At 56.9% G+C, this 26,180-nt stretch carries 21 protein-coding genes and 1 tRNA gene; 7 read left to right on the plus strand and 15 right to left on the minus strand.

Going from position 1 to position 26,180, the window contains the following annotated elements:
• The first annotated feature begins 2 nt into the window (after window positions 1–2).
• Both aguA and K1X80_RS02440 read left to right on the plus strand, forming a co-directional pair.
• Window positions 3–1,109, plus strand: coding sequence for an agmatine deiminase (aguA, locus tag K1X80_RS02435; protein ID WP_057437092.1), 1,107 nt, complete (start codon window positions 3–5; stop codon window positions 1,107–1,109).
• 243 nt (window positions 1,110–1,352) lie between these two features.
• Entirely contained in the window at window positions 1,353–1,565 is a 213-nt protein-coding gene (locus K1X80_RS02440) for a hypothetical protein (protein WP_057437095.1), read from the plus strand.
• Between the two features lie 186 nt (window positions 1,566–1,751).
• Here the strand turns inward: K1X80_RS02440 and K1X80_RS02445 are convergent, their stop codons facing one another.
• Window positions 1,752–3,818, minus strand: coding sequence for a TonB-dependent siderophore receptor (locus K1X80_RS02445; RefSeq protein ID WP_220172639.1), 2,067 nt, complete (start codon window positions 3,816–3,818; stop codon window positions 1,752–1,754).
• A gap of 460 nt (window positions 3,819–4,278) precedes the next feature.
• Here K1X80_RS02445 and K1X80_RS02450 point away from each other — a divergent pair, with 460 nt between their 5' ends.
• Window positions 4,279–5,574, plus strand: coding sequence for an OprD family porin (locus K1X80_RS02450; protein WP_057958017.1), 1,296 nt, complete (start codon window positions 4,279–4,281; stop codon window positions 5,572–5,574).
• A 75-nt stretch (window positions 5,575–5,649) separates the two neighbouring features.
• On the opposite strand, the gene K1X80_RS02455 is transcribed toward K1X80_RS02450, so the two are convergent.
• The 4 genes from K1X80_RS02455 to K1X80_RS02470 form a co-directional block, all read right to left on the minus strand.
• Window positions 5,650–7,215 carry a M48 family metallopeptidase gene (locus K1X80_RS02455; RefSeq protein WP_120731265.1) on the minus strand — a complete coding sequence of 522 codons (1,566 nt, stop codon included), beginning with the start codon at window positions 7,213–7,215 and terminating at the stop codon, window positions 5,650–5,652.
• A gap of 12 nt (window positions 7,216–7,227) precedes the next feature.
• Window positions 7,228–7,593, minus strand: coding sequence for a hypothetical protein (locus K1X80_RS02460; RefSeq protein WP_057437096.1), 366 nt, complete (start codon window positions 7,591–7,593; stop codon window positions 7,228–7,230).
• 37 nt (window positions 7,594–7,630) lie between these two features.
• Window positions 7,631–8,977 (minus strand): CHASE2 domain-containing protein, encoded by a 1,347-nt coding sequence (locus K1X80_RS02465; RefSeq protein WP_220172640.1) that lies wholly within the window; start codon window positions 8,975–8,977, stop codon window positions 7,631–7,633.
• A gap of 136 nt (window positions 8,978–9,113) precedes the next feature.
• Window positions 9,114–9,992: an EamA family transporter gene (locus K1X80_RS02470; protein ID WP_200659261.1), complete on the minus strand. Its 879-nt coding sequence runs from the start codon at window positions 9,990–9,992 to the stop codon at window positions 9,114–9,116.
• Window positions 9,993–10,111: 119 nt separating this feature from the next.
• On the opposite strand from K1X80_RS02470, the gene K1X80_RS02475 reads away from it, so the two are divergent.
• Window positions 10,112–10,909 (plus strand): helix-turn-helix domain-containing protein, encoded by a 798-nt coding sequence (locus K1X80_RS02475; protein ID WP_057437098.1) that lies wholly within the window; start codon window positions 10,112–10,114, stop codon window positions 10,907–10,909.
• Window positions 10,910–10,952: 43 nt separating this feature from the next.
• Here the strand turns inward: K1X80_RS02475 and K1X80_RS02480 are convergent, their stop codons facing one another.
• The 4 genes from K1X80_RS02480 to K1X80_RS02495 all read right to left on the minus strand — a co-directional run bounded on the left by K1X80_RS02480 (window position 10,953) and on the right by K1X80_RS02495 (window position 16,909).
• Window positions 10,953–11,243, minus strand: coding sequence for a DUF3077 domain-containing protein (locus K1X80_RS02480; protein WP_057437100.1), 291 nt, complete (start codon window positions 11,241–11,243; stop codon window positions 10,953–10,955).
• A gap of 763 nt (window positions 11,244–12,006) precedes the next feature.
• Window positions 12,007–13,677, minus strand: coding sequence for a P-loop ATPase, Sll1717 family (locus K1X80_RS02485; RefSeq protein WP_200659263.1), 1,671 nt, complete (start codon window positions 13,675–13,677; stop codon window positions 12,007–12,009).
• Window positions 13,678–14,290: 613 nt separating this feature from the next.
• A complete protein-coding gene (locus K1X80_RS02490; protein WP_200659265.1) occupies window positions 14,291–15,916 on the minus strand; it encodes a TIGR04141 family sporadically distributed protein in 1,626 nt (541 codons plus the stop codon).
• 917 nt (window positions 15,917–16,833) lie between these two features.
• Window positions 16,834–16,909 (minus strand) — tRNA-Thr (locus tag K1X80_RS02495).
• Between the two features lie 253 nt (window positions 16,910–17,162).
• Between K1X80_RS02495 and K1X80_RS02500 the strand changes: the two genes are divergently transcribed.
• Window positions 17,163–18,011 carry an SDR family NAD(P)-dependent oxidoreductase gene (locus K1X80_RS02500; protein WP_220172641.1) on the plus strand — a complete coding sequence of 283 codons (849 nt, stop codon included), beginning with the start codon at window positions 17,163–17,165 and terminating at the stop codon, window positions 18,009–18,011.
• 190 nt (window positions 18,012–18,201) lie between these two features.
• Window positions 18,202–19,053: a cellulose biosynthesis protein BcsQ gene (bcsQ, locus tag K1X80_RS02505; protein WP_220172642.1), complete on the plus strand. Its 852-nt coding sequence runs from the start codon at window positions 18,202–18,204 to the stop codon at window positions 19,051–19,053.
• Window positions 19,054–19,283: 230 nt separating this feature from the next.
• On the opposite strand, the gene K1X80_RS02510 is transcribed toward bcsQ, so the two are convergent.
• The 5 genes from K1X80_RS02510 to K1X80_RS02530 form a co-directional block, all read right to left on the minus strand.
• Entirely contained in the window at window positions 19,284–20,507 is a 1,224-nt protein-coding gene (locus K1X80_RS02510) for a methyltransferase (RefSeq protein ID WP_220172643.1), read from the minus strand.
• Complete coding sequence (locus K1X80_RS02515) at window positions 20,488–21,177, minus strand: ABC transporter permease (RefSeq protein ID WP_029295855.1); 690 nt, start codon at window positions 21,175–21,177, stop codon at window positions 20,488–20,490. The genes K1X80_RS02510 and K1X80_RS02515 overlap by 20 nt, the downstream gene beginning before the upstream one ends.
• 38 nt (window positions 21,178–21,215) lie before the next feature.
• Window positions 21,216–21,911, minus strand: a complete 696-nt coding sequence (locus K1X80_RS02520) for an ABC transporter permease (RefSeq protein ID WP_057437111.1) — start codon at window positions 21,909–21,911, stop codon at window positions 21,216–21,218.
• Window positions 21,912–21,985: 74 nt separating this feature from the next.
• On the minus strand, window positions 21,986–22,738 hold the full coding sequence (locus K1X80_RS02525) for an ABC transporter substrate-binding protein (RefSeq protein ID WP_057437113.1): 753 nt from the start codon (window positions 22,736–22,738) through the stop codon (window positions 21,986–21,988).
• A gap of 13 nt (window positions 22,739–22,751) precedes the next feature.
• Window positions 22,752–23,525, minus strand: a complete 774-nt coding sequence (locus K1X80_RS02530; protein WP_128593020.1) for an ABC transporter ATP-binding protein — start codon at window positions 23,523–23,525, stop codon at window positions 22,752–22,754.
• Between the two features lie 553 nt (window positions 23,526–24,078).
• Here K1X80_RS02530 and gabP point away from each other — a divergent pair.
• Window positions 24,079–25,470 carry a GABA permease gene (gene gabP, locus K1X80_RS02535; protein WP_057437117.1) on the plus strand — a complete coding sequence of 464 codons (1,392 nt, stop codon included), beginning with the start codon at window positions 24,079–24,081 and terminating at the stop codon, window positions 25,468–25,470.
• Between the two features lie 255 nt (window positions 25,471–25,725).
• On the opposite strand, the gene K1X80_RS02540 is transcribed toward gabP, so the two are convergent.
• Complete coding sequence (locus K1X80_RS02540) at window positions 25,726–26,139, minus strand: hypothetical protein (RefSeq protein ID WP_220172644.1); 414 nt, start codon at window positions 26,137–26,139, stop codon at window positions 25,726–25,728.
• Window positions 26,140–26,180: the final 41 nt, after the last annotated feature.

Below are 26,180 nucleotides of genomic sequence, written 5' to 3' on the forward strand. Positions count from 1 at the left end.
CCATGACCACTTTGCACAGCACGCCTCGCGCTGACGGCTTTTATATGCCAGCCGAGTGGGCGCCCCAGACCCAGGCCTGGATGATCTGGCCCGAGCGTCCCGACAACTGGCGCCTGGGCGGCAAGCCGGCGCAGGCGGCCCATGCGGCAGTGGCCAAGGCCATTGCGCGTTTTGAACCGGTGACGGTTGCGGTCTCCGCCGGCCAGTACGAAAACGCCCGGGCGCGCCTGGATGTGCCGAATATCCGAGTGGTGGAGATGTCCAGCGACGATGCGTGGGTACGCGACAGCGGGCCGACCTTCGTGATCAATGACCAGGGCGAAGTGCGTGGCGTGAACTGGGATTTCAACGCCTGGGGCGGGTTTGACGGTGGCTTGTATGCCCCGTGGAACCGCGATTCCCAGGTGGGCGGCAAGATCCTTGAGATCGAGCGCAGCCCGCGTTATCGCACCGAAGGTTTTGTGCTGGAGGGCGGCTCGATCCACGTTGATGGTGAAGGCACGCTGATCACCACCGAGGAATGCCTGCTTAATCGTAATCGCAACCCGCACCTGGGCCGCGAAGAGATCGAAGCGGTCCTCAGCGCCAACCTGGCTGTGGATAAGATCATCTGGCTGCCCGACGGTCTGTTCAACGACGAAACCGACGGCCATGTGGATAACTTCTGCTGCTACGTGCGCCCGGGCGAAGTATTGCTGGCCTGGACCGACGACCCGCAAGACCCGAACTATGCGCGCTGCCATGCCGCCATGGACGTGCTGCAAAACAGCACAGACGCCAAGGGCCGCGCGTTTATCGTACATAAAATGCCGATCCCGGGGCCGTTGTACGCCACTGAGGAAGAGTGCGCTGGTGTCGATCCGGTGGACGGTTCCCAGGAGCGTAATCCGACCGTGCGTTTGGCCGGTTCCTACGTCAACTTTCTGATCGTCAACGGCGGCATCATCGCGCCGAGTTTTGACGACCCGCTGGACAGTCGCGCCGAGGAAATCCTTCAGGGTCTGTTCCCGCAACATGAAGTGGTGATGGTGCCAGGTCGTGAACTGTTACTGGGGGGCGGCAATATCCACTGTCTGACCCAACAACAGCCCGCGCCGCACAAAAACTGAGTGCACTTGTAACAGGCGATTTCGCCGTACGACGGCTGATCGCCAGCCACTGCACTGGGCAATAACAGCAAGCCCACGGCCCATTGGGGCCGTGGGCTTTTGTGTGTGTGCAAGCCCGTAAATCGGGCTTATTGGCATAGCTCTTGTATCGGCGTGGTGACAGTGATCGGGGTTTGTGACTGCACAGTTCTGTCATAAACCTTGAGTAAGTTAGCCGCTCAAGCAGTAGGAGAGAGCGCTGAAATGAACGCCGATATCAACCTGGTCTATACACGCGCGCCCCATCCTTCGGTCGTGCGAGGTGACGCGATTCACACGCTGGCACTTTGGTTGAAGGCAAACGGCTCGCGCCGGATCCGGCAGGCTGATCCACGCAGGGTGATGAGTGAGCGCTACCCGCTGGGGTTGTTCAGTGAGGATGAAGTGCAGGTGCTGTGCGAATTGATCCGCAACTGACTGACACTGATCTGCAAGTGTGGGAGCGGGCTTGCCCTAATGCCAGTCAGTTAAGCGCAGATCCTCTGTGGGAGTGGGCTTGCTCGCGAAAGCAGTGGGTCAGTCAACATCAATGTTGGCTGGGCCGACGTCTTCGCGGCGATGCGGCGATCCGACAAGCCCGCTCCCCCATGAGCCGCATGTGGCTTAGAAGTTGTACGTCCCCGTTACCACCAGGCTGCGCGGCTCGCCGAACTGGATCTGGTTGGCGCTGGTCGCCGACGCGTAGTACGTCTTGTCGCTGATGTTATTGAGTGCCGCCTTCACATCCCAGTCCTTGTGCCGGAACCCGGCCAGGGCGTCCCAGCGGCCATAGCCCGGCAACACCACGGTGTTGGCGTTATCGGCATAACGATCACCCACCAGGGTCAGGCCGGTTTCGGCGTACCAGCCCATTTCCGGTTTCCAGGTAACGAACAGGCTGGCGTTGCGCTTGGCCACGTCGCTGATGCGTTTGCCTTCAAAGCCATTGTTGTCTTTCACCACTTTGGCATCCTGTACGCCGATGCCGCCGCGTACATACCAGTTGCCGACGATTTTGCCGGTGGTGGTCAGCTCGATACCACGGGAACGCTGGATTCCGCTGAGCAGGGTGATCAGTGGCTTCTCTGGGTCGCGGGTGCGGCGGTTGTAGAGCTCCAGTTCATACACGGCGAGGGTGGTGCTCAAGCGGTCGTCGAGCCAGTCGCTCTTGACCCCGATTTCCTTTTGCTTGGTCAGCTCGGGGCTCAGGTCATTGGTATTGTCCGTCGCATTCGGGGTGATGCCGATCAGGCCGCCGCCGGTGGGGGAAAACGTCTTGCTCCATGACGCGTAGAACGAATGGTTCTCCACCGGCGTCCACACCACGCCCAGCCGTGGGCTGGTGTTGTGGCTGTCGACCTTTTTGCGCAGGTTGATGATTTTATTGGTGGTGTCCACTTCAAAACGGTCGTAGCGCAAACCCGCGAGCAACTGCCACTGATCGTTCAGGCGCAGTTGGTCCTGCACATACAGGCCTTGGCTTTCGACCTCGGTGTGGTTGTTGCTCGAGATCGTCATCGGCCCGGTATGGCTCAGGTGGCGGTTGGGGTGGTTCAGATCCAGCGCCGGGACGCCCTGGCCACTGTACAACTTCGGATCACGGCGCTGGCTGCCCAGCTCCACGCCGGTCAGCAGGCGGTGTTCCAGGCCAAAGGTATTGAAGCCACCTTCGAGTTCGACGTTATTGAATACGTTGCGCGTCGTCAGGTCTTGCTGCCAGCGCTGGCGCCCGACCATGTTGGTCACGGGGTTGTAGCCGGTCAGGTAGGTGTTGTCGAAGTCACTGTCGAGCTTGAACACGCCCAGGGTGTGGCGCAGTTGCCAGCTGTCGTTGAGTTCATAGGCGAGCTTGGAGCGCAGGGATTGGGTGGTGTCGTCGATATAGTCCCGTGGGTCGCCGTAGGTGGTGTCGCGGCTCACATCGGCCGGGCGCCCGCGCACGCCGGGGATGCCACGGTCCGGGGTGCGGTCGTAGCGGCTGTATTCGTATTGCACCAGCCAGTTCAGTTGCGGGGTCAGTTGCCAGCTTATCGACGGCGCGAACAGTTTGCGGTTGCCGCTGATGCCGTCGCGGAAGCTGTCGGTGTCCTCGTTGCCCATGTTCAGGCGCAGGCTGATGTTCTCGGTCGGGTCAGCGCTCAAGTCGGTGTACAGACTGCGCAGCCCGTTCGTGCCGCCTTGGGCCTCGAGGCTGGAAGCACGCCCGGCCTGGGGCATTTTGCTGACGCGGTTGACGATCCCGCCCTGGCCACCACGGCCGTACAACACGGCGGCGGGGCCCTTGAGCACGTCGATGCGTTCGATGTTGTGCAGGTCGCGCACGTACTGGCTGTCGTCGCGAATGCCATCGAGGTAGAAGTCGTTGCTGGCTTCGAAGCCACGGATGCGCAAACTGTCGAAGCGCGTGTCGGCGCCGCTGCTGACGTTGGGGATGCCACTCAGGGCCTGGCCCAGATCGTTGGTGCCGTAGGCGCGCAGGTTCTCGGTCTTTACCGAGTCGATCGCCTGGGGCACGTAGCGCACCGGCGTGCTTGTGCGCGTGGCGGTGTTGGTGTCTTTGACGCGCGGGTCGTCCTCGTCAGCTTCGGCGCTGATGGAGGTGGCGGGCAGTGTGGTCGCGGCGCAGGCAAATCCGGCGCACAGCAGTGCGGAAAGCCCAAGGGTTATGGGCGTCAGGCGAGAGGCAGGCATCTAGGGGCGTATCCGTAAGAAGGAGGAAGAAAACGCGCGAATGATAATGCTTGCTATTTGCGCGCGTTAATCATTCCTCGACCTTCCACGAAAACAAATGTTTCAAGATGTGTTTTTTATAGAATTTTACGCCGCAGGGGAAAATGCGTTACCCACCAGCGGCTTATTCAGGCGATGAATTGGCCGAGCGTATATATCGCGTAAATAATGGCTAAATAATATCGCTTAGACTTTTTTTGCCTAAATACAGACGATTCACTAAATTGACATGCGGCTGAGGGCGCGGATAGGATTCGCCTCAACGCCTGTGGCTAACCGCCATGACTTCCCTATAAAAAAAGGCCCGCGGCATATTCGGTCGTCCGCGGGCCTTTTTTTATCCGGGGAAAGTTGATACCAAAAAAGCCAAATGGAGCCAGGTGTCACAGCGCGTACTCAACCAGTAATAAGGAATAAGAAAATGTTGAATAAACGGATGGGTCTGATTGCTCTGGGGATTTTGAGCGCTACTCAGGCAATGGCAAACGACCAGGAGCAATCCAAAGGCTTCGTGGAAGACAGCCACCTGAACATCGCGGCGCGTAATGCGTATATCAGCCGCGATTACAAAGACGGCGGTAAAGATAAAGCTGAATGGGGCCAAGGCTTTATCGGTAAGTTTGAGTCCGGCTTCACCCAAGGCACCGTCGGTGTGGGTGTGGACGTGATCGGCCAATACGCCATCCGTCTGGACGGTGGTAAAGGTCGCAGCGGCGCTGGTGGCATCAACTTCTTCAAGCAAGGCGACAGCGGCGCAGCACCACACGACCTGGCCAAGGGCGGCGCAGCCGTCAAGGCACGCATCTCCAGCACCGTACTGAAGTACGGTGACCAGATGCCAGCCGTGCCGGTCCTGCAGTACGACAACTCCCGTCTGTTGTCGGAAACCTACACCGGTACCTCGATCGTTTCCAAAGAGATCAAGGGTCTGGAGCTGCAAGGCGGTTACTTCACCAAGGAAGCCCAAAAAGGCGCCGAAGGCACCGACAGCGGCAACCTGAAAAACATCGCCTACCTGGGCGGTAGCTACAAATTCACCGAAAGCCTGTCGGCCGCGCTGTACGCATCCGACATGGAAGACGTGCTGAAGAAGCAATACGTCAACGTCAACTACGTGCTGGCCCTGCCGCAAGAGCAGTCCCTGACGTTTGACTTCAACGGCTACAAGACCAAGCTGGACAAGAGCTTCGCCCAGCTGACTCAAGGTGATGCCGACGCTCGCGACAATAAAATCTGGAGTTTGGGCGCCACTTGGGCCTTCGGTCCGCACAGCCTGACCCTGGCACACCAGCGCAGCACCGGTGACACCGGCTACATGTACGGCGGCTACCGTAACAACACCAAGGGTAGTGGTATCGGCGACGGTGGTAACACCATCCTGCTGGCCAACTCCTTCTGGTCTGACTTCAACGGTAAAGACGAGCGCTCCTGGCAGGTCGGCTACGGCATTGACTTCACCACCTTTGGCGTACCGGGCCTGAGCTACAACATCGCTTACGTGCGCGGCACCAACATCGACGACGGTAGCAACCGTGGCGATGGCACCGAGCGTGAAATCTTCAACCAGTTCAAGTACGTGGTACAGAGCGGCCCGGCTAAAGACCTGAGCCTGCGTGCCCGTGCCTCCTGGTTGCGTGTTTCGACCAACGCCAACAACTACAACGTTGGTGGTAACGAAATCCGTCTGTTCGCCGACTACCCGATCAACGTGTTCTAAGATCGTGCGTCGTGCCTGATACCAGGCAATAAAAAACCCCGACGTGTCGGGGTTTTTTTATGGCTGCCTGAAACCTTACGCCTTGACCTGCGCCAACTTCTGGCAGTTGGCCTTGCGTGTCGGGTACTGCCCGCATTTGCGCAGTACGCTTTGCACCTGTTGGGTGTTCTGCAGTTGCTGATTGGCCAGCAGCTTCTCGGTGATAAACAACTCTTCCGAACCCAAGTGGCGCTCGGCTGTGTCGATCATGGCCAGCGCGGCCTTGCCATCGCCGCGCTTGAGGTAGTAGCTGATCATCAAGTCATAGGTCGAAGGCCCGGCCAGGGACCAGTCCTTGATCGCCTGCAATTGCTGGAGCGCCTCGGCGTTTTTGCCCTGGGCCAGGCGCACGGCGTAGGCGGTGCGGCGGATGTTTGGCTGGTCCTTGACCGGTGAACTCAAGGCGCGCCGGATAAACGCATCGGCTTCGGGCACCTTGTTTTTTGCCAGGGCAGCGGTGGCGGCGTAGGCGTCCTTGTAACCCTGCATGGCCTTGGCCACAGGGGCGGCGTCACGCACCTTCGGCCAGTTCGTGGTGTTGACCCGGGCGCGGCGCTCCTTGCGGTACTCGCGTTGCAGGTACTGGCGCAGCTCGGTGTCACGGTCGATGGCGGACATGTGGGAGCGGTTGAAGTAATCGGTGGTGGCGGTGATGGTATGGGTCAGGCCGTCCTTGACCAGCACGTCCAGCTCCTTGGTAAAGCGGTCGAGGTTGAACTGCTGCAATGAGTCTTGCATCGCGTCCTTGCGGGCGGTGAGAAAGCCCGTCAGCAATGGTTTCTGCTTGCCCTGGAAATCATTCAGGCGCTCCAGGCTGTGGGTGGCCGCACGGGGCGCGTAGCCGGCCCGGATCATCAGGTCGGTGCCGAGCAGATCGGCCTGGTCTTCCTGGCTGCGGCCCCACGCAGTGCTCCACACGTTGTCGGAAAAACTGTTGGCCAGCGAGGTATACAGCACAGTATTGCCGATGGTTTTTTGCGTGCCGGCCGGGTCCTTGCTGAACAGTTTCATGGTGCCTGAACTGCGGTCCACCCCGGTGTTGGCCGCCACGGTTGCCAGGGCCACTGTGGACGCCACGGTGGTGAACATATCCTTCTGCTGCTGGAAGGCAGCGGCGCGGTCATGGTGATGCAACAGCACATGGCTCATTTCGTGGCCGAGCATGGCGGCGATTTCATCTTCGCTGCCGACGTTCTCCAGCATGCCCAGGGGCACGAAGATATTGCCGTACGGGTCCGCCGACGGCCCGAAGGTGTAGCTGTCGGTGATCTTCACCTGCAACAGCGGCAACTGCCCCGGCCAGCCCTTGGACAGGCGCGTGACGATGCCCTGCAAGTACACCTGCAGCATCGGGATATCCACCAGGTTCTGCTGGCGCGCCTCGGCGGCAGGTACGGTGCGGCCGTCGTAGCTCAAGCGCTGCTGGCCCGCGCGCTGCGGGTCGAGCTTGTAGTACTGGCGCACGTCGGCGTTATCCACATAGTGGCCTTCGACGCGCGACTGCGTCGATGGCCCCACCAGGTTCATAAACGCCTGGTCTGCCCCCTTCAAGGTGGCGCAGCCGCTGAGCAATGCACTGGCCAGCAATAGATATCCCTTCACCGCGATACTCCCTTATTGATTGCAGCCGGCACCGTAGCCGAGGGTGGACTTGTTGTTACTGTCCTTGGCCAGGCTTTGGGGCATGAGCTGGCACGGCAGCTCGGTGACGTGGAAGGGCGGCTCGATGCGCAGGTCCCCGGTATCCAGCCAGACTTTCTGCCCAGCCAGTTCCACCTGGACCAGTTCCAGTTCCTTGTTGAGTTTCAACACCTGAACGGGTTGCTTGGGGGTGTCTTTACGGGCGATTTCCCGCTGCAGCTTGCCCTGCTCGTCCACCACCTCCACCGGGTCGGCCAGGAACTCCTTGATGACGTGGGTTTCGGCCAGTACGCCCTGGCTGTAGAGCGCGGCGAGTAACACGATGAGGATTCTGTTCATCCTTGGTTTCCTTGAGTGAGACGACATGGCGGCACCCTCAGCGGCCACGGTCGAAGAAAGCTTCGATCCGCTCGCTGAACAGCGCCAATGACAGCAAAACAATACCCAGCACGTTGACCAGGGTGATGTGGTTCAGATACAGCACCCAGCACACCGCCAGCAGTACCAGCATCACCAGCCCCCACGACGGGTAGGGCGAGGTGAAGAAGCGGGTTTCTTGATCCCGCCAGCGAGTCCAGGTTTGCAAACCGGCCAAGCGCCGGGCATGCAGGGCCTTGAGCACGATAATCAGCGCCAGCAGCCCAAGCTCCAGGACGTCTACCCAGTGCAGGTTCAACCTCGGGAAATTGGCCGGCTCGCGCTCGTAATCCATGCCCTTGTTGATCAGGTTGTCCAGGGCCATGGCATGCAGGTAAACCCCGGGGATCAGGCCATGCACGGGCGACTGCACCAGGTCGCCGGTGGAGGTGATACTGGCCCCGACCATCACCAGGCGGTCGCGCAGCAACCCGGCCACCAACGCCTGGTCTTCCGGCGAGCTGACCTCCAGGTCGCTGGCCGACAGGGTCAGGCTATACGGGCAACGGGCCTGGGCGGAGTCGTCGAGTTTCCAGAACACCGCCTGGAACAATTGCGCCACCCCATCCAGCACAAAGTTGCGCGGTGGTGCGCAGTGCCGGATATCCGCGATCTGCGCCTGCTGCGGCGCCAGCTTCAAGCCCCACTGCACGGCGATCGGCTGTAGCTGTGCAGCGGCTTCAGCATCCCGCGGCAGTTGGTCGGCACACGGCTGGCCCTTGCAGAACTGGCGGTACAGCGCCAGGGCCGGGGTTTCCATTACCCCCAGCGCGGTCGGCATCGCCAAGGGGTACTTGTCGTCCACACCGTCCCAGACCACCAGCCCTGGCTGGCTGAACGCGGCAAATTGCTCAAGGGTATTGGCCTGCCCATTCTCGCCCCGTGTCACCCCGGTGTTGGCCAGCAGCAACGGAATGCCCCGGCGCTGATAGCGCTCGAACACATTCGCCAACAACTGGCTGCCCCGCGTCGGGTCGCCCAGGGAGTGATCGTGGCTGTACAGCAAATCCACAAACACCGCCTTGGGCTTGTAGGCCAGCAAGCGCTTGAACAACTTGCTCTGCTCGCTGTACGGCATCGGCCATGAGGTGTTGTTGCGCATCAGGTAGGCGTCGTCGATCAACACCACGGTGATATGTTGCTGGCCGGTGCTCGGGTAATTGCTGGAGAACATCCGGTTGAGCCACTGGGCGGATGCCTTGTCACTGGAACTGGCCAGGCCGAAGGGGTCGAGCACCGCCAGCAACACGATAAAAAACGCGAGCAAATAGCGACGACGATTAAAAAGCGGCGGGTTCTTCGACATCCATGTCTCGATAAAAAACGGCGGGTGCTGTTGGGGGCAGGGTTCCCGCAGCGAATGCATGGGTTTTAAAGGACGGGGAGGGGGGTGTCAATTAGAAATATGGCTAAGTGCCATCTTGCGCGCGTCGCCCTTGGCATCAAGCGGCAGATGACGTCCTCGCTGGGCGCGATTTCACCAGCCCCACTGCCAAGGCCGACAAAATCAGCGCAATCGAGATTCCCTCGTTGAGATCGACCCGATGCCCCAGCAACAGCATGGAGCCGGTGACGCCAAACACCGGGATCAGCAACGACAACGGCGCCACTTTGGAGACCGGGTACTCGCGCAGCAGCAGGTTCCAGCCCCAGTAACAAAAGTGCGTGGCCGCGTACACCTGGAACAACAGCGAGAACACCGTCAACCACTCCATATGGGTGACCAGCGCAGTGAACGGCGCCGATCCATGGGCCAGCCACGTCAGCAGCAACAACGGCAGCGGCGGGAACAGACTGGCCCACACCACAAAGGCAAACATCTCGCGCACTTTTGATTGCTTGATGATGACGTTGCCCACACTCCAACTGAACGCACTTACCAGCAACAGGCCATAACCCAGGGTTGTCGCCTCGCCCGGACTGCTGGCGATAATACCGACCAGTCCTACAGCCGCCAGCCCCACCCCGAGGATCTGGCCGACGCTCAGTTGCTCGCGAAACAACAACACCCCCCAACCCAGGGTAAAAAACGCACTGAACTGGATCAACAAGGCTGCCGTACCTGGCGGTACACCCCATTCAATCCCCAGGTTGATCAAGGCCCACATTGCCACCCCGAAAATCAGCCCGTAGGCCACCAACCACTTCATGGCAATGGCCGGGCGCCGCACAAAAAATACCCACGGCAACGCCGCCAACGTAAAGCGCAGCGCAGTCAGCAACAGCGGATCAACCCCCGCCAGCCCCAACTTGGTAATCGGAAAATTCAGCCCCCAGACAGCCGTCACCAACACGGCCAGGGCCAGATGCTTCTTTTGCATGGTGTTCTGATTCCACAAAGCAACGCCGGCACCTGTGCGCGCCAGCCAAGGCGCAACTATGCGCAATAGGCGCAATGGCTCGCTTGCACTATCAGGTCATAAATCATTAAATTCGGGCCATGCGCCAAACTGACATCGACCCCTACGAAAACACCCCCCGCGACGCCGTGGTGACCGCCAACGACTATGCCGATGGCCAGCACTTTGCGGTGCATACCCATCGCCGCGGGCAATTCGCCTACGCCGCCTGCGGCGTGATCACCGTCTTCACCCAACAGGGCAACTGGGTGGTGCCACCCCACCGCGCCATCTGGGTCCCGGCGGGCGTGCCCCACGAAATGAGCATGAGCGGCCCGGTGACCATGCTCAATACCTACATCCGCCCCCACGCCGCAACCCGCCTGAACCTGCCCGCGCAATGTCAGGTGTTCGGTGTATCGACGCTGCTGCGCGAACTGCTGACCCGCGCCATCGACATACCGGCGCTGTACGAAAAGGACCACCTGCACGGCCGCCTGATGACCCTGCTGCTCGACGAAATAGCCGACATGCGCCCCCTGTCACTCAACGCCCCACTCCCCAACGACCCCCGGCTGGCCCCCATCTGTCGTCACCTGCTGGAACAGCCATCACTGGAAACCAGCATCGACGACATGACCCAGCGCCTCGGCATGAGCCGCCGCACCTTCACCCGCTTGTTTCGCCAGCAGACGGGCATCAGCTTTGTGGAATGGCGCCAGCAAGCCTGCCTGTTGGCGGCGGTGGTCAGGTTGGGGAACGGGGAGTCGGTGACGCGGGTGGCGATTGATTTGGGGTATAGCAGCTCGAGTGCGTTTACGAGTGTTTTCAGGCGGGTGTTGGGGGAGGTGCCTAGTCGGTATTTTGCGAAGGATTCGGTTGCTTGGGCTCAGGCCTAATGAGCATTTAGGCGCCCGACGCACAGCATCGGGCGCGAACGGCTTACTGCGGCTCAGGCCCCTCGGGCTGCATGGCCAGAAGCACATCGTCGAGGATCGCTTTACCCATCTCGCCCAGGTAGTGCGAAGAAAACGCATACTTTTCCCCGTCTACATCCATGGCGGCATCGAGCGAGAGAACATTGGCGTAGTAGAGCAGGTGGGAGGCGTGTTCAAGGGCTTCCTGGAAGGGAATGCCGGCATTGACGCGGAAGACCTTCATATCGTGTTTGCTTTCGCCACAGTCTGCGAAGGTTACGGCACCGAGGGTGGTTGCTGGGGGTGAGGTGTTCATTGCTGGCCTCCGGAATACGGAAGGCCATAAGCGGGGAGTGCAGTGTGTCTTGAGGTCTTTTCGTACGGCATAAGCTTGCTCCTTTGGTACAACCAAAAAGAGCTGCCAGTCACGATTCCAAGCGTGAGGGTGGCAGCTGTACGCAGGTTGGAATCCGAGAAGAAGCGACTCGGCAGGCACGGGGCCTCCCACGTACAGCCGCCAAAAAGCACAAAAAACAGGCACAAAAAAAGCGCCCGCTGATTGCTTGACGACGCTGTAGCGTCTTCTTACTCGGGATTCCACGCCCGGTCACTGATGAGCAGCGACGTTGGGGAGGTTAGCGCGACGGCTTATGGGGTGCAACTTGCAGGGTGTGGGATTTTTCTGGTGGAGCAGTTCTCCGGAATATCGGCGGTTCTGAAACTCAATCCCAGAAACAACAAACCCCCCACATTTCTGTGGAGGCTTCGTTTTGTATGGTGCCGGCACCAGACGAACGGTATGTTTCGGCGAGAGTAGGTTTTTCGGGCATCTGGAGTTCGCTGGAAAATTTGGCGTACCCCCAACTAGTAACTATAAATAAATCAGCTAGTTATGGTCTTCAGTGGAATCGAATCTGGGATTTATGCATTTGTAATCCTTGTGAGGATGGACGTAGCATCATCGTTGACAGGAAGGAGTCGGCTGGACCTGCAGTTCCTCCCCCCAACGCGACAGTAATCGTCACTTATTTTATGAGTTATGAAGTTTTATTCTTTAATAACCATAGGTTGTGCGTTGGTTAGTTATGATTTGGAGCGGTTTTATATAAAATAGGAAGCTCGTAACCCCGCTTTTTTATGTCTGAGTGATGCTCGGATATTTTCAAATATCCTATCACTTGTAAGAAAGATAAAAAATCTACTGAGTCTTGTTCGGAAACATCTGATAAATTTGCTCTGATCCATTTGAAATCAAATTTTGTTTTATTGCCTTTCTTTGATGTGAAGTTACTAAATTGCTTGGCCCACTTCTCGTCTACTGTGCCGATGTTTTTGACGTATATATCTTTGGCATCAATATATGCTGTGTATACGCATTTCTTTTTGAAAAGATCCCATTCGTAGTCTTTGTCAACTAGTACTAGTTCGGATATTTGGTCTGGGTTTTCTTCGTAATAAGAAGCTACGTTGTTCACAACCTCTTTCAAAAATATAAGCATGTACCTAGGAGTGCAAACCGAGTTGCCATCAATAAAATGACCGCCAAGAAATTCAAATATTCCAATCTCTTCTGTCTGCTGACTACTTGCGCAGTAATGAATCGCTTTTCTTGGGAAGACCTTGGTTATAAAAGACTTATCGAACTTCCCAAATAAGTTTTGATCACGCTCAACCTTTTGTTTCTTGCTAACTACTTTTTTTAGTATTTTAGGTATCTTTGGATTAAGTAAGAAGCGTTCCCTGAAAGATAGTCCATACTCGCTCAAGTCGGTAGCTGAAATCATGTTGTTGAAGTTTGCTATTTGAGCGTTGTGTAAAGCCATACAAATTCTAGTCGCAAGAAAACGTAAAGTTTCGTCTTTACTCCATCGAAGTATTACCGCATTGTCAACGACCTTGTCATAGCCAAGGTTTGAAAAATTCAATCTTTCAAAAAGGTCGTAACGGATAAAAATTTTAAGGTTTAAGTAGCTATCAGACGCCATGTCATCGTCTACTTCGAGAAGTGCAGTAAGAAAATTTCTCTGTATGGCGTACTCAATTCCAGCAACAAATCTGTCGATTTTGTCAATAATTATCGTGGCTTTGTCATAGCCTCGCTCTTTGACTGCGGATGAAATAGCTCTTTGTACTTCCTCTAAATTGATTTTCTTTTTATTGGTGCTTGGTTTTTTGATGCCCGCCTCAAGCGTAATCGGATGGTCAGCAATATTAGCCTCAAATTTAATGTTGGCATTCGAGATGAGGTCCTTAACTTTGCTGATGATGCTGCTATAAGCATCTGTGCTTAATGACTCTTTTAGGAAGTTGTTGATGGTTTGCTCAGATTTGCTTTCCGGGAAATTTGGCATTCCCGATATTGCAATCGCAGTCTTAGATAATATATTAAATTTCCAGAGCAGCTGGTAAAGTGTTTTTTCGTCTTTTCCAATGTAATATTCTTTGGTGAAGTCGGACAGTTCGGAAAATGATAGCGCTTCTTCAAGTGGTATTATTAGGTCATTTTTAAAAGCATCAATTTCTTTGTGGCGATTCTTCAATAGTCTGAAAAGTGTACTTTTCCCAGTGCCTATGGCGCCAACGATAACAGAGTGTTTGTTTAAAAAGAACTTCTTAACAGCTGAAGTTACGATGAACATATCTTGTGCGAGGTCATCCCGATGCCCATCATTACTACCAAAGTCTAACTCACGGAGTTTTTCGATTGGAAATGGGTCTGGAAGTGTTGCTTTGGCTTTTCCTGGAGTCAATTCCTAAATCCTTGCATTACGATATTTTTGTTAAAGGAAACTAATTTTTTGTACTGGCCAGATGCCATTCTATAGTGAGCAATAGCAGAAAGGGCACAAATTTATTTTTGCTGAATGCAGAGGAAGTGCTTGACCTCCATATAAAGCAAAGCCCTTGAAGGCGGCTTCAATCGACACGTAGTTGAGCTTGCATCGCTACATTTGCGCCGTTGCTGGATCAATCCAGAAGAGGATCCAGACTTCTTCAAGTAGGCAGATGCATGCGACTGAACTTAGGTATGACGTTGCATTTTGAATGTTCGCTTCAGGTCGTCTCCCTTCATTCGTGACAGGGCGCCAGCGACCCAGGCTGTGTGAAAACACATGCTCCGTTTGAAGTTCTCGTTGCTACGCAAAATCTGCGGAAAAGGGGACGGATTTATTTTCACCCGTAATATGCAGGCCGTGAGTACCTCGGGTGGTAAATAGCCCGCTGAGGACGACGAGAGGAAAAAGGGGACAGATTTATTTAATGGCACATCAACCAGCGCCGAAAAGCAGATCTGTCCCCTTTACTACATTTTCTAAAACTATCCTAATTAACATTGATGAGGTGTAAAGTCTTACTTGTAAGTTATGGGTTAGCCTGAGGTCTTTCTATTTTTGATGCGGCTGAAATAGATACGGTATAACCACGCTGAGAAAGATTGTCGTAGGCGCGCACTAAATTTACCTTGCTAAAAAAAGGTAAGTTGTCTTTTACCGTGGTTGACTCATCTCCAAGTATTAAAAATACTACCTCGTAATCCGAGCTCTTAAAATTATCAATTGGTACGAGGTCTCGAGCGGCATTGCCGAACGTGCCAAGAACTTTTCTGGCTGATTTTCTAAAGTCACGGTCTCCGAGCAATATTTCTGCAGCGACACTGCCTTGAGCAAAAAGATGACTCAACCCGGCTGAACCACCTTTTCGATGCTTTACATGGATAAACTGTTTTGCTGATGTAAGCAGGTCGCATAGCTCAACGGAGCTTGTTGATTTGTTACTTTTAATAAGTCTTTTATCTAGTAAGTAATAGCCATGCGCTTGAGCCGCTCTGATGTTATAGTCGCCCTCTGCTTCGATTTTGGATTTATTACTTTCTTCCCATGTATGTATTTGCGGGAATCGAAGAGGTGAAACGGCGATCTGCGCCAAGCTTGCATTTGTTCTTCCCATGAACGAGTTGTCAATTTCATACCATGTGCCACCAAAAATTATGGTGGTTTTGTTTGCTTCAGAGATTTCGTAGTATATGCATTTGTAAATCGAGTGGCTAAACTCATTGTCGTGTATGTCAAAAATGTGTAGCTGGTCCCGTTTAATTGATTCGATAGAGACCTTAGTGGCGTCGATATTAGCCAAGTATAGGTCAGTGGAAATTGTAGGCGTTTGATTGGATTTTGTGCGTGTAAAGCTGAACCCTGCGATTGAGTCCCACTTTTCAATTTCGGGCAAAGTTAAAACTATATTTGAGTCGCGAGCTTTAATGGCTGCCAACAGAATAGCATCGAAATGATCTATTCGAGACTTTTCCTTGACTTTTCTGACGTTGTCAACCCACAGGAAGTTAGCTTTGTAGTCATTTTTTTGATATTGATCTTTCAGCGTCCTGGCTATATCGGTTAGATCGCCTATCTCCATTTCTATACCGAAAGAAAACATAGCGTCACCACCCGATATATTCTTAAATTCGACGCCAATTTTTGGAGTGCCTGTGACCGCTCGCAAAATGTCTTTAGAAATATCGATGCCAAAAACACTTATTTCAGAGTCTCGCGTGGCTTGTGACTTTTTCTGCACAGGCTGATCGTCAAGGGTATGTATGTCAACACTTCGAAGGCTTTCATGATCAAGTGTATTTAGTGCTGTTTTAAGTCCAAAATCTTGGACAAAAAATGATAGATCTATTAAGTGCCTGCCATAACCGAAAGCTATTGCAAATACATCATTATCAACCCTTATGAACAGAACCGCTGAACTGGATTTGTTACCGATATCCGTAACGGTTTGTCCAGCAATTTCGTCAGCTATATCTGACCAATTTGGCTTTTTTTCAGTTGTACGCTTTACGTATAACACACCATTAAGGTCAAGGCTTGAGGCGGTCTCATATGCCACTACGTCTTTGTCCGCAGCGAGAAGATCAGCAAAGCCATTGTAGGTGACTTCGGGCTTTTTCAAGAAAATATTGAGGTGGCGATATTTTTTCCCTGACATCGCTTTTTCCCTAAGTTTAAGGTAGTGGCTATTAGCCTTTATTCATTGATATTGCTTCAATCTGCTAGCTTTGACAACCCATGTTTAGTCAGCACACCGGCCAATGGTAGCGGTAGCCTGTGACGGTAATGACTAATTGGTAACTCGGCCTATCGACTTAAAAATTATGGTGGCGTCTTCGCGTGCTGTTGTTTTATGAGGTTGTGGAAGGAAGTAGTTTCCTTGCACTCAAGGCGTCGAGTGTCATCTCAAAAAAGTCAATAATTTAATTAGCTCTTTGAAATATAAGGATTTCTAAGGTGGGTTGGCGGACCTTCGTATCAAGACCAGGGCGACCACTGGCCAGCCAGCTTGGCCGGACCTCATATCTATTTTCCAGCCTGCAGTGGGTCCGACTGAATTGATTGCGAAAATTAACAGTCACAGGGGGCAGTGTTCTCGGGACGGCACAGCTGCCCATCACAAATTCACCGTGACGTTCAATCAACGCTCTTAGAAATAGTTTTTAGCAATTATATCTAGAGTAGTCCCCACGTCATCCCGCTAAGAATGTTGAGTGTTATCAGGGATCAAGGCCCCAGCGACCTGTGGTGATGTCCTCTAACGCGGGACTGGCGGCTCCTTACGACCGGGAGCAAGGGCATCTCATGATCTGGCCTCCTGAGCACCTATACCGGTGGGCGGGTGGAGGCTGCACTGGCTGACGAGACCAGTGCCGGGAGAGCCTGAGCCGGGTGGACAAGGGGACGGATTTATTTTCACCCGTAATATGCAGGCCGTGAGTACCTCGGGTGGTAAATAGCCCGCTGAGGACGACGAGGACGTACACGGCAGAGTGGAAAAGGCGGGTACGCTCATCCCCCCCAAACCCCAGAAACAACAAAGCCCCCACATTTCTGTGGAGGCTTTGTTTTGTATGGTGCCGGCACCAGGAGTCGAACCCGGGACCTACTGATTACAAGTCAGTTGCTCTACCAACTGAGCTATACCGGCGTGTTAGGGCGACGATTATAGCGATTGGAAAGGTTCTGTAAACCCCTGAATTCTGACTATTTTTCAGAACGTGGTTTTTCCGCTGCCGGTCGCACGCTCCAGCGCTTTGGCAAGGGGTGATGCGTGCCGGTGCCGAGGCCTTGGGGTGGCGTAGGGCTTGATACGCAGAAGGTATCAAACCGCCCCTTGATCAGTATTAAACAACGCCTTTGTTCATTGCTAAGTTGAGGTGGCACTCAATGAGGAAAAGCCAATGAATTTCGCAGGAAAAACCGCCGTTATCACCGGCGCAGGCCGTGGCTTGGGGTTTGTCTACGCACAAGCACTGGCCCAGCGCGGGGCCAATGTGGTGATCAGTGATATCGGCGCCGATAACCTCGGTTCGGGAAGCGACAACGCCATCGCCCTGGATGCGGCACGCCGCCTGCAGGCCCAGGGGTTGAGCGCGGTTGCTCATCAGGGGGATTTGTCCAGCGAGCAAGGCTGTCGGCAACTGGTCGAGACGGCCATCGCGGCGTTCGGGCAGTTGGATATCCTGATTCATAACGCCGGCTGGGTGGGTTATCAATCCATTGTGGAGGCGGACGCGGCGTTTATCGGGCGTGCGCTGGGTATCAATGTCTATGCGCCCATCTGGCTATGCAAACATGCCTGGCAATACCTCAAGCCATCCACTGCCGCGCGGGTGGTGCTGACGTCGTCTGATCGGGCGATGTACCAGCAATATGCCCAGCCCGGGCTGGTGGCCTATGCGGCGGGCAAGATGGCGCAATTGGGCATCATGAATGCCCTGAGTATGGAAGGCGCGAAGGACGGGATCCTGGTCAATGCGGTGTCGCCGGTGGCCAAGACGCGCATGTGGGGCATCGAGGGGGAGCCGGACAATCTCAAGCCGGAATGGGTGGCGCCGGGGGTGGTGTTCCTGGCGTCGGGGCAATGCCAGGACACGGGCTACATACTGCGCGCCAGTAATGGTCAATTTACCGCGACGCGGTTTGTCGAGAATCAGGGTGTGGAGTATCCCGTCGACCTGGCGCGGGTGAGTGCGTCCAGTGCCGAGCACGTTGCGCAGCAGTGGGAGCGCATAAAGCAGAGTCACTAGATTGACTTTCGACCGCTCGTCTAAATGAACATGATAAAAAACACCAAAATAATGACACCTCCACCGACCTGTCCCAGACTGCCTGAACAACGTGTGCGCCCATGCTCTGCAAGCGGTGCCGGGACAAGGAGGGGCTGTGAGCCAGGCCGACGAAGGTTTTGCAACGCATGCTATCCGTCAGGATCACCCGATGACGGCGACATTGCAGTTCTTCGAAGACACCCCCATCGACGACGCGCCTTCCCCTGCGGAGCAACCCCAGCCAATCGACGCTTCAGCAAAACGCCCACGGGTGGTGGTGTTGGCCTCGGTCAATGGTGGGGTGGGCCGCAGCACGCTGGTGACGGCACTGGGCAGCGGCTTGCAGCGTCTCGGGCGGGCGGTGACGGTGCTGGAGCTGGATCCGCAAAACGCCCTGTACCTGCACTTTGACCTGCCCCAGGGCACCCCGGGCCTTGGTCGTGCCAGCCTGTGTAATCAACCTTGGGATCAGCTCGCTCAGCCCGGTTTCTGCGGCTGCCAGGTGGTGGTCTTCGGCGAGACCGATATGCAGCAGCAGGAAGACCTGCAGCGCTGGCTCAAGCAGGACCCGGAGTGGCTGGCGCAGCACTTGTCTCGCCTGGGCCTGAATGAACAGGACACGGTCATCATCGACACCCCTGCCGGCAATAATGTTTATCTGCACCAGGCATTACACGTCGCCGATACCGTGGTGGTGCTGGCCCTGGCGGACGCGGCGTCGCTGGGCACGCTGGAGCAGATGCAGCGATTGTTGGCGCCGTATCTTGCGCGCCCGTTGGCGCCACGTTGCCTGGTGTTGGTCAACCAACTGGATGAGGGCAGTGCCTTCAGCCTGGATATGCTGGACCTGTTCAGGCAGCGTCTTGGGGAAGGTGGCGTGGAAGTGATCCATCGTGACCCGCAGATCAGCGAGGCGCTGGCCTTTGGCGAGGACCCCCTGGATAACGAGGCCACGAGCCTTGCCTGTGACGATATCCATGGGCTGTGCCAGTTACTGGATGGCCCTCCAGGCGCGGCCTGAACCACGTCTTATACGGTTAGGCGCAAATGCTTATGCACAATTTGTTGGTTGCACAAGTGTTGAAACAGCCATTTTGTGAAGATGTTCTCATTACGCTGCAACTGCCTGTTTTGCGTGCGTTTTATTTTGTGAACAAATAATGACCAGTCAGCATTTGTGCCTGTGGCGCCCGTCTTTACGGCACTCGACAGAATTTCATCAACAGACTTATCCACAGGGCGTCCTGCCCTTTAATCGCGCTCGGCGAGCACCATCAGGTTGCGCGGTGTCAGCGCTGTTTCGCAGAAGCGGCCTACTTGAGCCTGGTAGCCGTTCTCTTGAAGAAACAGTGCCCGATCCAGAACCAGCCACATTTCCAACGGGCGGCGAAACAGCCCACGCACCAACTCTAGGTTTCGTACCTGCGCCAGGCGTTGCCAGCCATGCTGCTCCAGCGCGGCCCAGTCCTGCTCGCCTGTGGATAACCCCTTGAGCGCCGCCAGGTGCTGGCAGTAGTCAGCGAAGGACCGATGCAGCCATTCGCTGGGCAACGAAGGCGTGGGCAGGTACTCATCGCACCCGCGCAGTTGCCGCTGCAACTGATCGAAACCCAGGCGCCGGGCCATGGAGGTGTCGCGTTGCAGGCGCACCCGCAATCCGGCGGTGACGGTTTCGCTCAGGGGCAGGCCGAGGTCTTCCCGCGACAAACGCAGCGCCGAGGCGCGGGCCGGGGCCGACAGCGCCTGGTACTGCTCGCTACTGATGCGGTTGTAACAGCAGGGCGCCACGGCCAGGTGCTTGCAGCCGGCGGCGCTGGCCAATTGCAGCAGGCGTACGTGCAGATCGCCACAGGCGTGCAGGGCGACGGGGGTGTGTTCGCCGCGTAGTTGTTGCACGGCGTCCTCGGCCATCACGTCTTGCGGGTGGTGGCGGGCGGGCATTTGATGATGGTCACTGAGGGCCTGGCCTGCGGCGATCAGCGCCGGGTCGTACTCCAGGCAGGTCAGGTGTTGCCCCGGTTGCAGCAGTCGCCGGCCAAGGTGGCCTTTACCGGCGCACCAGTCGAGCCAATGGGTGGGGCGCTCGGCAAACTGCAGGGCGCTGCCAAACGCTTCGATCTGCTGCCATTTACGCCCCGGTACATCGACATTCAGGCGCGCCGACGGCGCATGCAGCGCGCCCGCCGGTAACTTATCCACAGCACTGAGCTGGGCGGCCAGCTGCGCCCATTGGGGAAACGGCGCAGGGGCCTGGAGTTCGGTGGGCAGGTTATGGCTGCTCTCGGCTTCTGCCAGGGAGCGCCGGCGCAGCCATTGGGCCAGCGCTGGATGCTGGGCTTCCCAAGGCAATTGCAGATGGGTGAAGGGCCGTGGTCGCCACAGCCCTTGATGTTCGGTGAGGAACGCATCCAGCGCGAGAAAACGGGCCAGCAGTCGCTCGCCCGTCAACCCGCTGTCAGCGTCCCTGGCAGGCATCGACCCGCAACCAGCGTTCCAGCAGCTTGAAGCCGCGCACCAGCACATAGGCCATCAGCAGGTAGAACATCCCGGCGGCAAAGAAGATCTCCACCGGCAGGTAGGTGCGGGCAATGATGGTGCGGGCCATGCCGGTCAGTTCCAGCAAGGTCACGGTACTGGCCAGGGCGCTGGCCTTGAGCATCAGGATCACTTCGTTGCTGTAGGCCGGCAGGCCGATGCGCGCGGCACGCGGCAGGATGATGTAGAACAGCGCCTTGGGCTTGGACATGCCCAGCGCCCGCGCCGCTTCGATTTCCCCGGGCGGGATGGCCTGGATCGCACCGCGCAGGATCTCCGCGATGTAAGCGGCGGTGTGCAGGGTCATGGTGACGGTGGCGCACCAGAACGGGTCCCGCAGGTAGGGCCACAGGGCGCTCTCGCGCACGGCGTCGAACTGCGCCAGGCCGTAGTAGACCAAAAACAGCTGCACCAGCAACGGTGTGCCACGGAAGAAGAAGATGTAGCAGTAGGGCAGGGTGCGCACGTACCACAGGCGCGAAGAACGGGCGATGCCCAGGGGGATCGCCAGCAGCAGCCCGGCGATGACCGCGATGGCCACCAGTTCCAGGGTCAGGGTCGCGCCCTGGGCCAGTCGTGGCAGCCACTTGATGATCACGGCCCAGTTCAGGCCCAGGTCGAAATGCGACAGCCAGCTGTAGTCGCCGTTCATTGCGTGCTCCTCGCAAAGCCGCGAGCGGCGCGTTTTTCCAGGAAGTACATGCCGACCATGGCCAGGACGGTGAGGCCCAGGTACATGAAGGCCGCGACCATGAAGAAGGTGAAAGGCTGCTTGGTAACGGTCACGCCGATTTGCGCGTGGCGCATGATTTCTTCCAGGCCGATCACCGAGACCAGCGCGGTGTCCTTCATCAAAATCATAAACAGGTTGCCCAGGCCCGGCAGGGCGATGCGCCACATCTGCGGCATGATCAACCGGGTGAAAATACGCAGCTTCGACAGGCCCAGGGCGATGCCCGCTTCACGATGGCCTTTGGGGATCGCCAGGATCGCGCCACGAAACACTTCGGTGGCGTAGGCGCCAAAGCACAGGCCCAGGGCAATCACGCCGGCAGCGAAGGCGCTGAGCGACAGGTCGGGGTTGCCGAAGAACTCCCCGAGGGCACGCATCATATTGACCGTGCCGAAATAAATCAGCAGGACCCACAGCAGTTCGGGAATGCCCCGGACAATGGTCGAGTAAGCGCCGCCAAGCCATTGCAGGAACTTGTACGGGGAAGTCTTGGCCAAGGCGCCGGCCAGGCCGAGCACCAGCCCCAGGCATAACGCCGTGAGTGCCAGTTTGACGGTCATCAGCGCGCCGGCAGCGAGTGCGGGGCCGAATCCGTAGAGATCGAAATTCATGGTTTTTTCATATCGCGCAAGGCTTGCGAAAAGCCGGCGCGCTCAAGCGAGCGCGCCGGACTGGCCAATCAGGATCATTCGATGCTGAAAGGGAAGTACTTGTCGTTGATCTTCTTGTAGGTGCCGTCGGCCTTGATTTCCGCCAGGGCCTTGTTCAGGCGCTCGCGCAGTGGGTCGCCTTTGCGCACGGCGATGCCGATCTTGTCGCTTTCTACAACCGGATCGCCTTTGAACTCGTAGGCCGAACCGTCTTTGCTCTTGAGCCATTCGTATTGCACGTACTTGTCGGCGAGCATCCCGTCCAGGCGGCCGGACGTCAGGTCGAGGTAGGCGTTTTCCTGGGTGTCATAGAGCTTGGCGGTGGTGTCTGGCAGTTTGTCTTCCAGGTAGGTACCGGCCAATGTCGCGCGCTGGGCACCGATGATCTTGCCTTTGAGGTAGTCGGCGTCGGTCTTGAAGTCTTTGATGGATTTGGCCGCGATGAATTGCAGCTTGTTGGAGTAGTACGGGTCGGTGAAATCAACGGCTTGCTTGCGCTCGTCGGTGATCGACAGCGACGACACCAGGAAGTCGAACTTCTTGGCGTTCAGGGCCGGGATGATGCCGTCCCAGTCCGAGACATACACTTCGCACTTCTCGACTTTCATCTTGGCGCACAGGGCGTCGCCGATGTCTTTGTCGAAGCCGACAACGTTGCCGCTGGCGTCTTTATTGTTGAAAGGCGGGTAAGCCGCCTCGATCCCCATTTTCAAAGTCTCGGCCATGGCCGTGGCGCTGAACGCCATGGAAACGGCGGCGGCCAGGAGGAATTTTTTATAGTTCTGCATGCATGTTGCTCCGTTAGCGGTTGCTGGACATGAATTGTTTGCAGCGCGCCGAAAGCGGGTTGTCAAACACCTGCTGTGGCGATCCTTGCTCTTCGACCAGCCCCTGGTGGAGGAACACCACTTCGCTGGACACTTGGCGGGCAAAGCCCATTTCGTGGGTGACCAGCAGCATGGTGCGGCCTTCTTCGGCCAGTGCGCGGATCACATTAAGTACTTCCTGAACCATTTCCGGGTCAAGTGCCGAAGTGGGCTCATCGAACAGAATGACTTTAGGTTGCATCGCCAGGGTGCGAGCGATGGCCGCGCGTTGTTGCTGGCCGCCAGACAATTGCGCCGGGTAGGCGTGGCGTTTGTCGCCAATGCCCACCTTGGCCAGCAGCGCTTCGGCCACTTCGATGGCTTCGGCCTTGCTCTGGCCGAGCACGCGGCGTGGGGCCTCGATGATGTTGTCGAGGATGCTCATGTGGGGCCAGAGGTTGAAATTCTGGAAGACAAAACCGATTTCGCTGCGCAGGCGATTGATCTGCTTGCCGTCGGCGGCCACCAGCTCGCCGTTTTTCGCGGCCTTGAGCTTGAGCTCTTCGCCGGCCACCAGGATCTGGCCCTGGTGCGGGTTTTCCAGCAGGTTGATGCAGCGCAGGAATGTGGACTTGCCGGAACCGGACGAACCCAGGATCGAGATCACATCGCCGTCGCGAGCGGTCAGCGAGATGCCTTTAAGCACCTCCAGCTCACCATAGCGTTTATGCAAGTTGCGGATTTCAAGCGCGGGCGCGGCCAAAGCCATGTGCGGTCCTCATTGTGTTCATTGCGTTCCTGCTGTTGGGTCGCCTTCCTGGCGTGGCGCCAAGCTAGCATAGCGTTCGGATGACAGCCAACAGCGCCACGGGCGTTAAACAGGCGGTGTGTGACAGGTTGTCGCATCGGCACAGTAGCGTGTCGCGCCATCAACAACCGAACAGCCGTTTTAACCGATAAACCCGTGGCAGTCGCGTAAAAAAGGGCGCGATGGTGCCAGCTTTGGCCGGGTGTTGGAAGGGTTAAACGGGTAAACGGCCCCTATAGGCCCTTTAATTGGGCGTCACTGACTTTTTGTGTGTGTTTTTGGTGCGCTCATTCGTTCTTGAAGTGAGTCGACCGGTAACGCTGTGGCGGATTGCCAGTAATCTCAATGGCTTGCGAGCGCTGATGGATTGTCCTACAGGCCGCGTCAACCTTGGCTTTGTAACATTTTGGCGCAAATCTTGCGTAAAAAATAAAGAACGCCCCGTTTGTTTCTTTTCACGAAGACGTAGCAAACCGGGTGGACCGAATACGCAATTCCTCGCAAAGGTGTGTCAATGAGTAGTACGCAAAGCTCCAATGACCTCGAACAGGGGCTCAAACCGCGGCATGTCACCATGTTGTCGATTGCCGGTGTGATCGGCGCCGGTTTGTTTGTCGGCTCCGGCCACGCGATTGCGGCAGCCGGGCCTGCCGTGCTGCTGGCCTATGCCGCAGCCGGTACGTTGGTGGTGCTGGTGATGCGCATGCTGGCCGAGATGGCCGTTGCTTCGCCAGACACCGGTTCATTTTCCACCTATGCCGACCGGGCCATCGGCCATTGGGCCGGCTTTACCATCGGCTGGCTGTACTGGTGGTTCTGGGTGCTGGTGATTCCCCTGGAAGCCAACGCCGCCGCGACCATCCTGCATGCCTGGTTCCCCGATGTGGCGATCTGGGCCTTCACCCTGGTCATTACCCTGCTGCTGACCGCGACCAACCTGTTCAGTGTGAAGAACTATGGCGAGTTCGAGTTCTGGTTTGCCCTGATCAAAGTGGTGGCGATCATCGGCTTTGTGATCCTCGGCGTGCTGGCGATCTTTGGCTTGCTGCCGGGCAGCCAGGTCAGCGGCGTCTCGCACCTGTTCGACACCCAAGGCTTTTTGCCCAACGGCATGGGCGCGGTGCTGGCGGCGATTCTGACCACCATGTTCTCGTTCATGGGCACCGAGATCGTGACCATCGCGGCCGCAGAGTCGAAGAACCCTGGCCAGCAGATCACCAAGGCCACCAACTCGGTGATCTGGCGGATCGGCTTGTTCTACCTGGTATCGATCTTCATCGTCGTGGCCCTGGTGCCATGGAACGATCCGACCCTGGCAGCCGTTGGTTCCTACCAGACTGTGCTGGAACGCATGGGCATCCCGAATGCCAAGCTGATCGTCGACCTGGTGGTATTGGTCGCCGTGACCAGCTGCTTGAACTCGGCGCTGTACACCGCGTCGCGCATGCTGTTTTCCCTGGGCCGGCGTGGTGATGCGCCGGCAGTGGCCAAACGCACCAACAAGAGCGGCACGCCTTACTGGGCGGTGATGCTGTCTACGGGCGCGGCGTTCCTCGCGGTATTCGCCAACTACGTGGCCCCGGCTGCGGTGTTTGAATTCCTGCTGGCCAGCTCCGGCGCGATTGCGCTGCTGGTGTACCTGGTGATTGCCGTGTCGCAACTGCGCATGCGGCAGAAACGGACCGCGGCGGGCGAGAAGATTGCCTTCAAGATGTGGCTGTTTCCAGGCCTGACCTATGCGGTGATCGTGTTTATCGTCGGCGCGTTGACCATCATGCTGTTCCAGGAAGCGCACCGGGTGGAGATTATTGCGACCGGTGTGTTGAGCCTGCTGGTGGTATTGGCGGGGTTGCTGGTGGCAAGTCGGCGCCGGGCCCAGAAGTTGGGGGCTGCGGTACTCAACTGACGAGTTGAAATGCTTGCTGCCTGGCACCACAAAGCACTGTGGGAGCCGGGCAGTTAAGCGCAGATCCCCTGTGGGAGCGGGCTTGCTCGCGAAAGCGGTGGGTCAGTCAACATCAATGTTGGCTGGGCCGACGTCTTCGCGGCGATGCGGCGATCCGACAAGCCCGCTCCCACATTTGATCTTCACTACGTTGAGCATTGCGTTCGCTTAACTGATCGGCATTGGGGCTTGCCCGGCTCCCACATTGGTTTTGTATCAATCCTGCGCGCTGGTCAGCGCCTGGGATGCCGCCACGTAGTCCGCCTGGAACTGTGGCGATTCAATCCAGGCCAACGCCGCCGCTTCATCATCGCTGTCGGTGGACCACTGCCGATACTCGATCAGCGCCGCCAGGATAAAGTCCGTGGCGTTTTCTTCGCCTTCCTGCTCCAGCACCAGCGCCAGCAACGGGTGCGCCAGGAATGCCGCACACAGCGCCTGCTGGCTGGCCTCGCCGGCCGCGCGCATTTCCACGAACAGTTCGGTCAAGTCCACCGACTCAAGGTCAATGCGGTCGTCGTCACCGGCAAACGCATCCGGCTTCGGCGCATTGGCGCGCTGGGTGCGGTTCTGCTTGGCCTTGGCTTTTGCCCGTTGGGCACGTTTTTGCTGCTTGTCTGGCGAAGCCATGGGCTCACGTCCTTGGTTCAGGATCTGGGTGGCGTATTGAA

The organism is Pseudomonas sp. So3.2b, assembly GCF_019464415.1.
GTDB classification, from domain to species: Bacteria; Pseudomonadota; Gammaproteobacteria; order Pseudomonadales; family Pseudomonadaceae; genus Aquipseudomonas; species Aquipseudomonas shahriarae.

Bases quoted from the DNA above. Each gene is read 5' to 3' on its own strand.
- K1X80_RS02500 (WP_220172641.1), top strand. From the start codon at position 17,163: ATGAATTTCGCAGGAAAAACCGCCGTTATCACCGGCGCAGGCCGTGGC.
- K1X80_RS02525 (WP_057437113.1), bottom strand. From the start codon at position 22,738: ATGCAGAACTATAAAAAATTCCTCCTGGCCGCCGCCGTTTCCATGGCG.
- K1X80_RS02440 (WP_057437095.1), top strand. From the start codon at position 1,353: ATGAACGCCGATATCAACCTGGTCTATACACGCGCGCCCCATCCTTCG.
- K1X80_RS02470 (WP_200659261.1), bottom strand. From the start codon at position 9,992: ATGCAAAAGAAGCATCTGGCCCTGGCCGTGTTGGTGACGGCTGTCTGG.
- K1X80_RS02445 (WP_220172639.1), bottom strand. From the start codon at position 3,818: ATGCCTGCCTCTCGCCTGACGCCCATAACCCTTGGGCTTTCCGCACTG.
- K1X80_RS02490 (WP_200659265.1), bottom strand. From the start codon at position 15,916: ATGTCAGGGAAAAAATATCGCCACCTCAATATTTTCTTGAAAAAGCCC.
- K1X80_RS02475 (WP_057437098.1), top strand. From the start codon at position 10,112: ATGCGCCAAACTGACATCGACCCCTACGAAAACACCCCCCGCGACGCC.
- aguA (WP_057437092.1), top strand. From the start codon at position 3: ATGACCACTTTGCACAGCACGCCTCGCGCTGACGGCTTTTATATGCCA.
- gabP (WP_057437117.1), top strand. From the start codon at position 24,079: ATGAGTAGTACGCAAAGCTCCAATGACCTCGAACAGGGGCTCAAACCG.
- K1X80_RS02540 (WP_220172644.1), bottom strand. From the start codon at position 26,139: ATGGCTTCGCCAGACAAGCAGCAAAAACGTGCCCAACGGGCAAAAGCC.
- K1X80_RS02480 (WP_057437100.1), bottom strand. From the start codon at position 11,243: ATGAACACCTCACCCCCAGCAACCACCCTCGGTGCCGTAACCTTCGCA.
- K1X80_RS02510 (WP_220172643.1), bottom strand. From the start codon at position 20,507: ATGCCTGCCAGGGACGCTGACAGCGGGTTGACGGGCGAGCGACTGCTG.
- K1X80_RS02460 (WP_057437096.1), bottom strand. From the start codon at position 7,593: ATGAACAGAATCCTCATCGTGTTACTCGCCGCGCTCTACAGCCAGGGC.
- K1X80_RS02450 (WP_057958017.1), top strand. From the start codon at position 4,279: ATGTTGAATAAACGGATGGGTCTGATTGCTCTGGGGATTTTGAGCGCT.
- K1X80_RS02520 (WP_057437111.1), bottom strand. From the start codon at position 21,911: ATGAATTTCGATCTCTACGGATTCGGCCCCGCACTCGCTGCCGGCGCG.
- bcsQ (WP_220172642.1), top strand. From the start codon at position 18,202: ATGACGGCGACATTGCAGTTCTTCGAAGACACCCCCATCGACGACGCG.
- K1X80_RS02530 (WP_128593020.1), bottom strand. From the start codon at position 23,525: ATGGCTTTGGCCGCGCCCGCGCTTGAAATCCGCAACTTGCATAAACGC.
- K1X80_RS02465 (WP_220172640.1), bottom strand. From the start codon at position 8,977: ATGTCGAAGAACCCGCCGCTTTTTAATCGTCGTCGCTATTTGCTCGCG.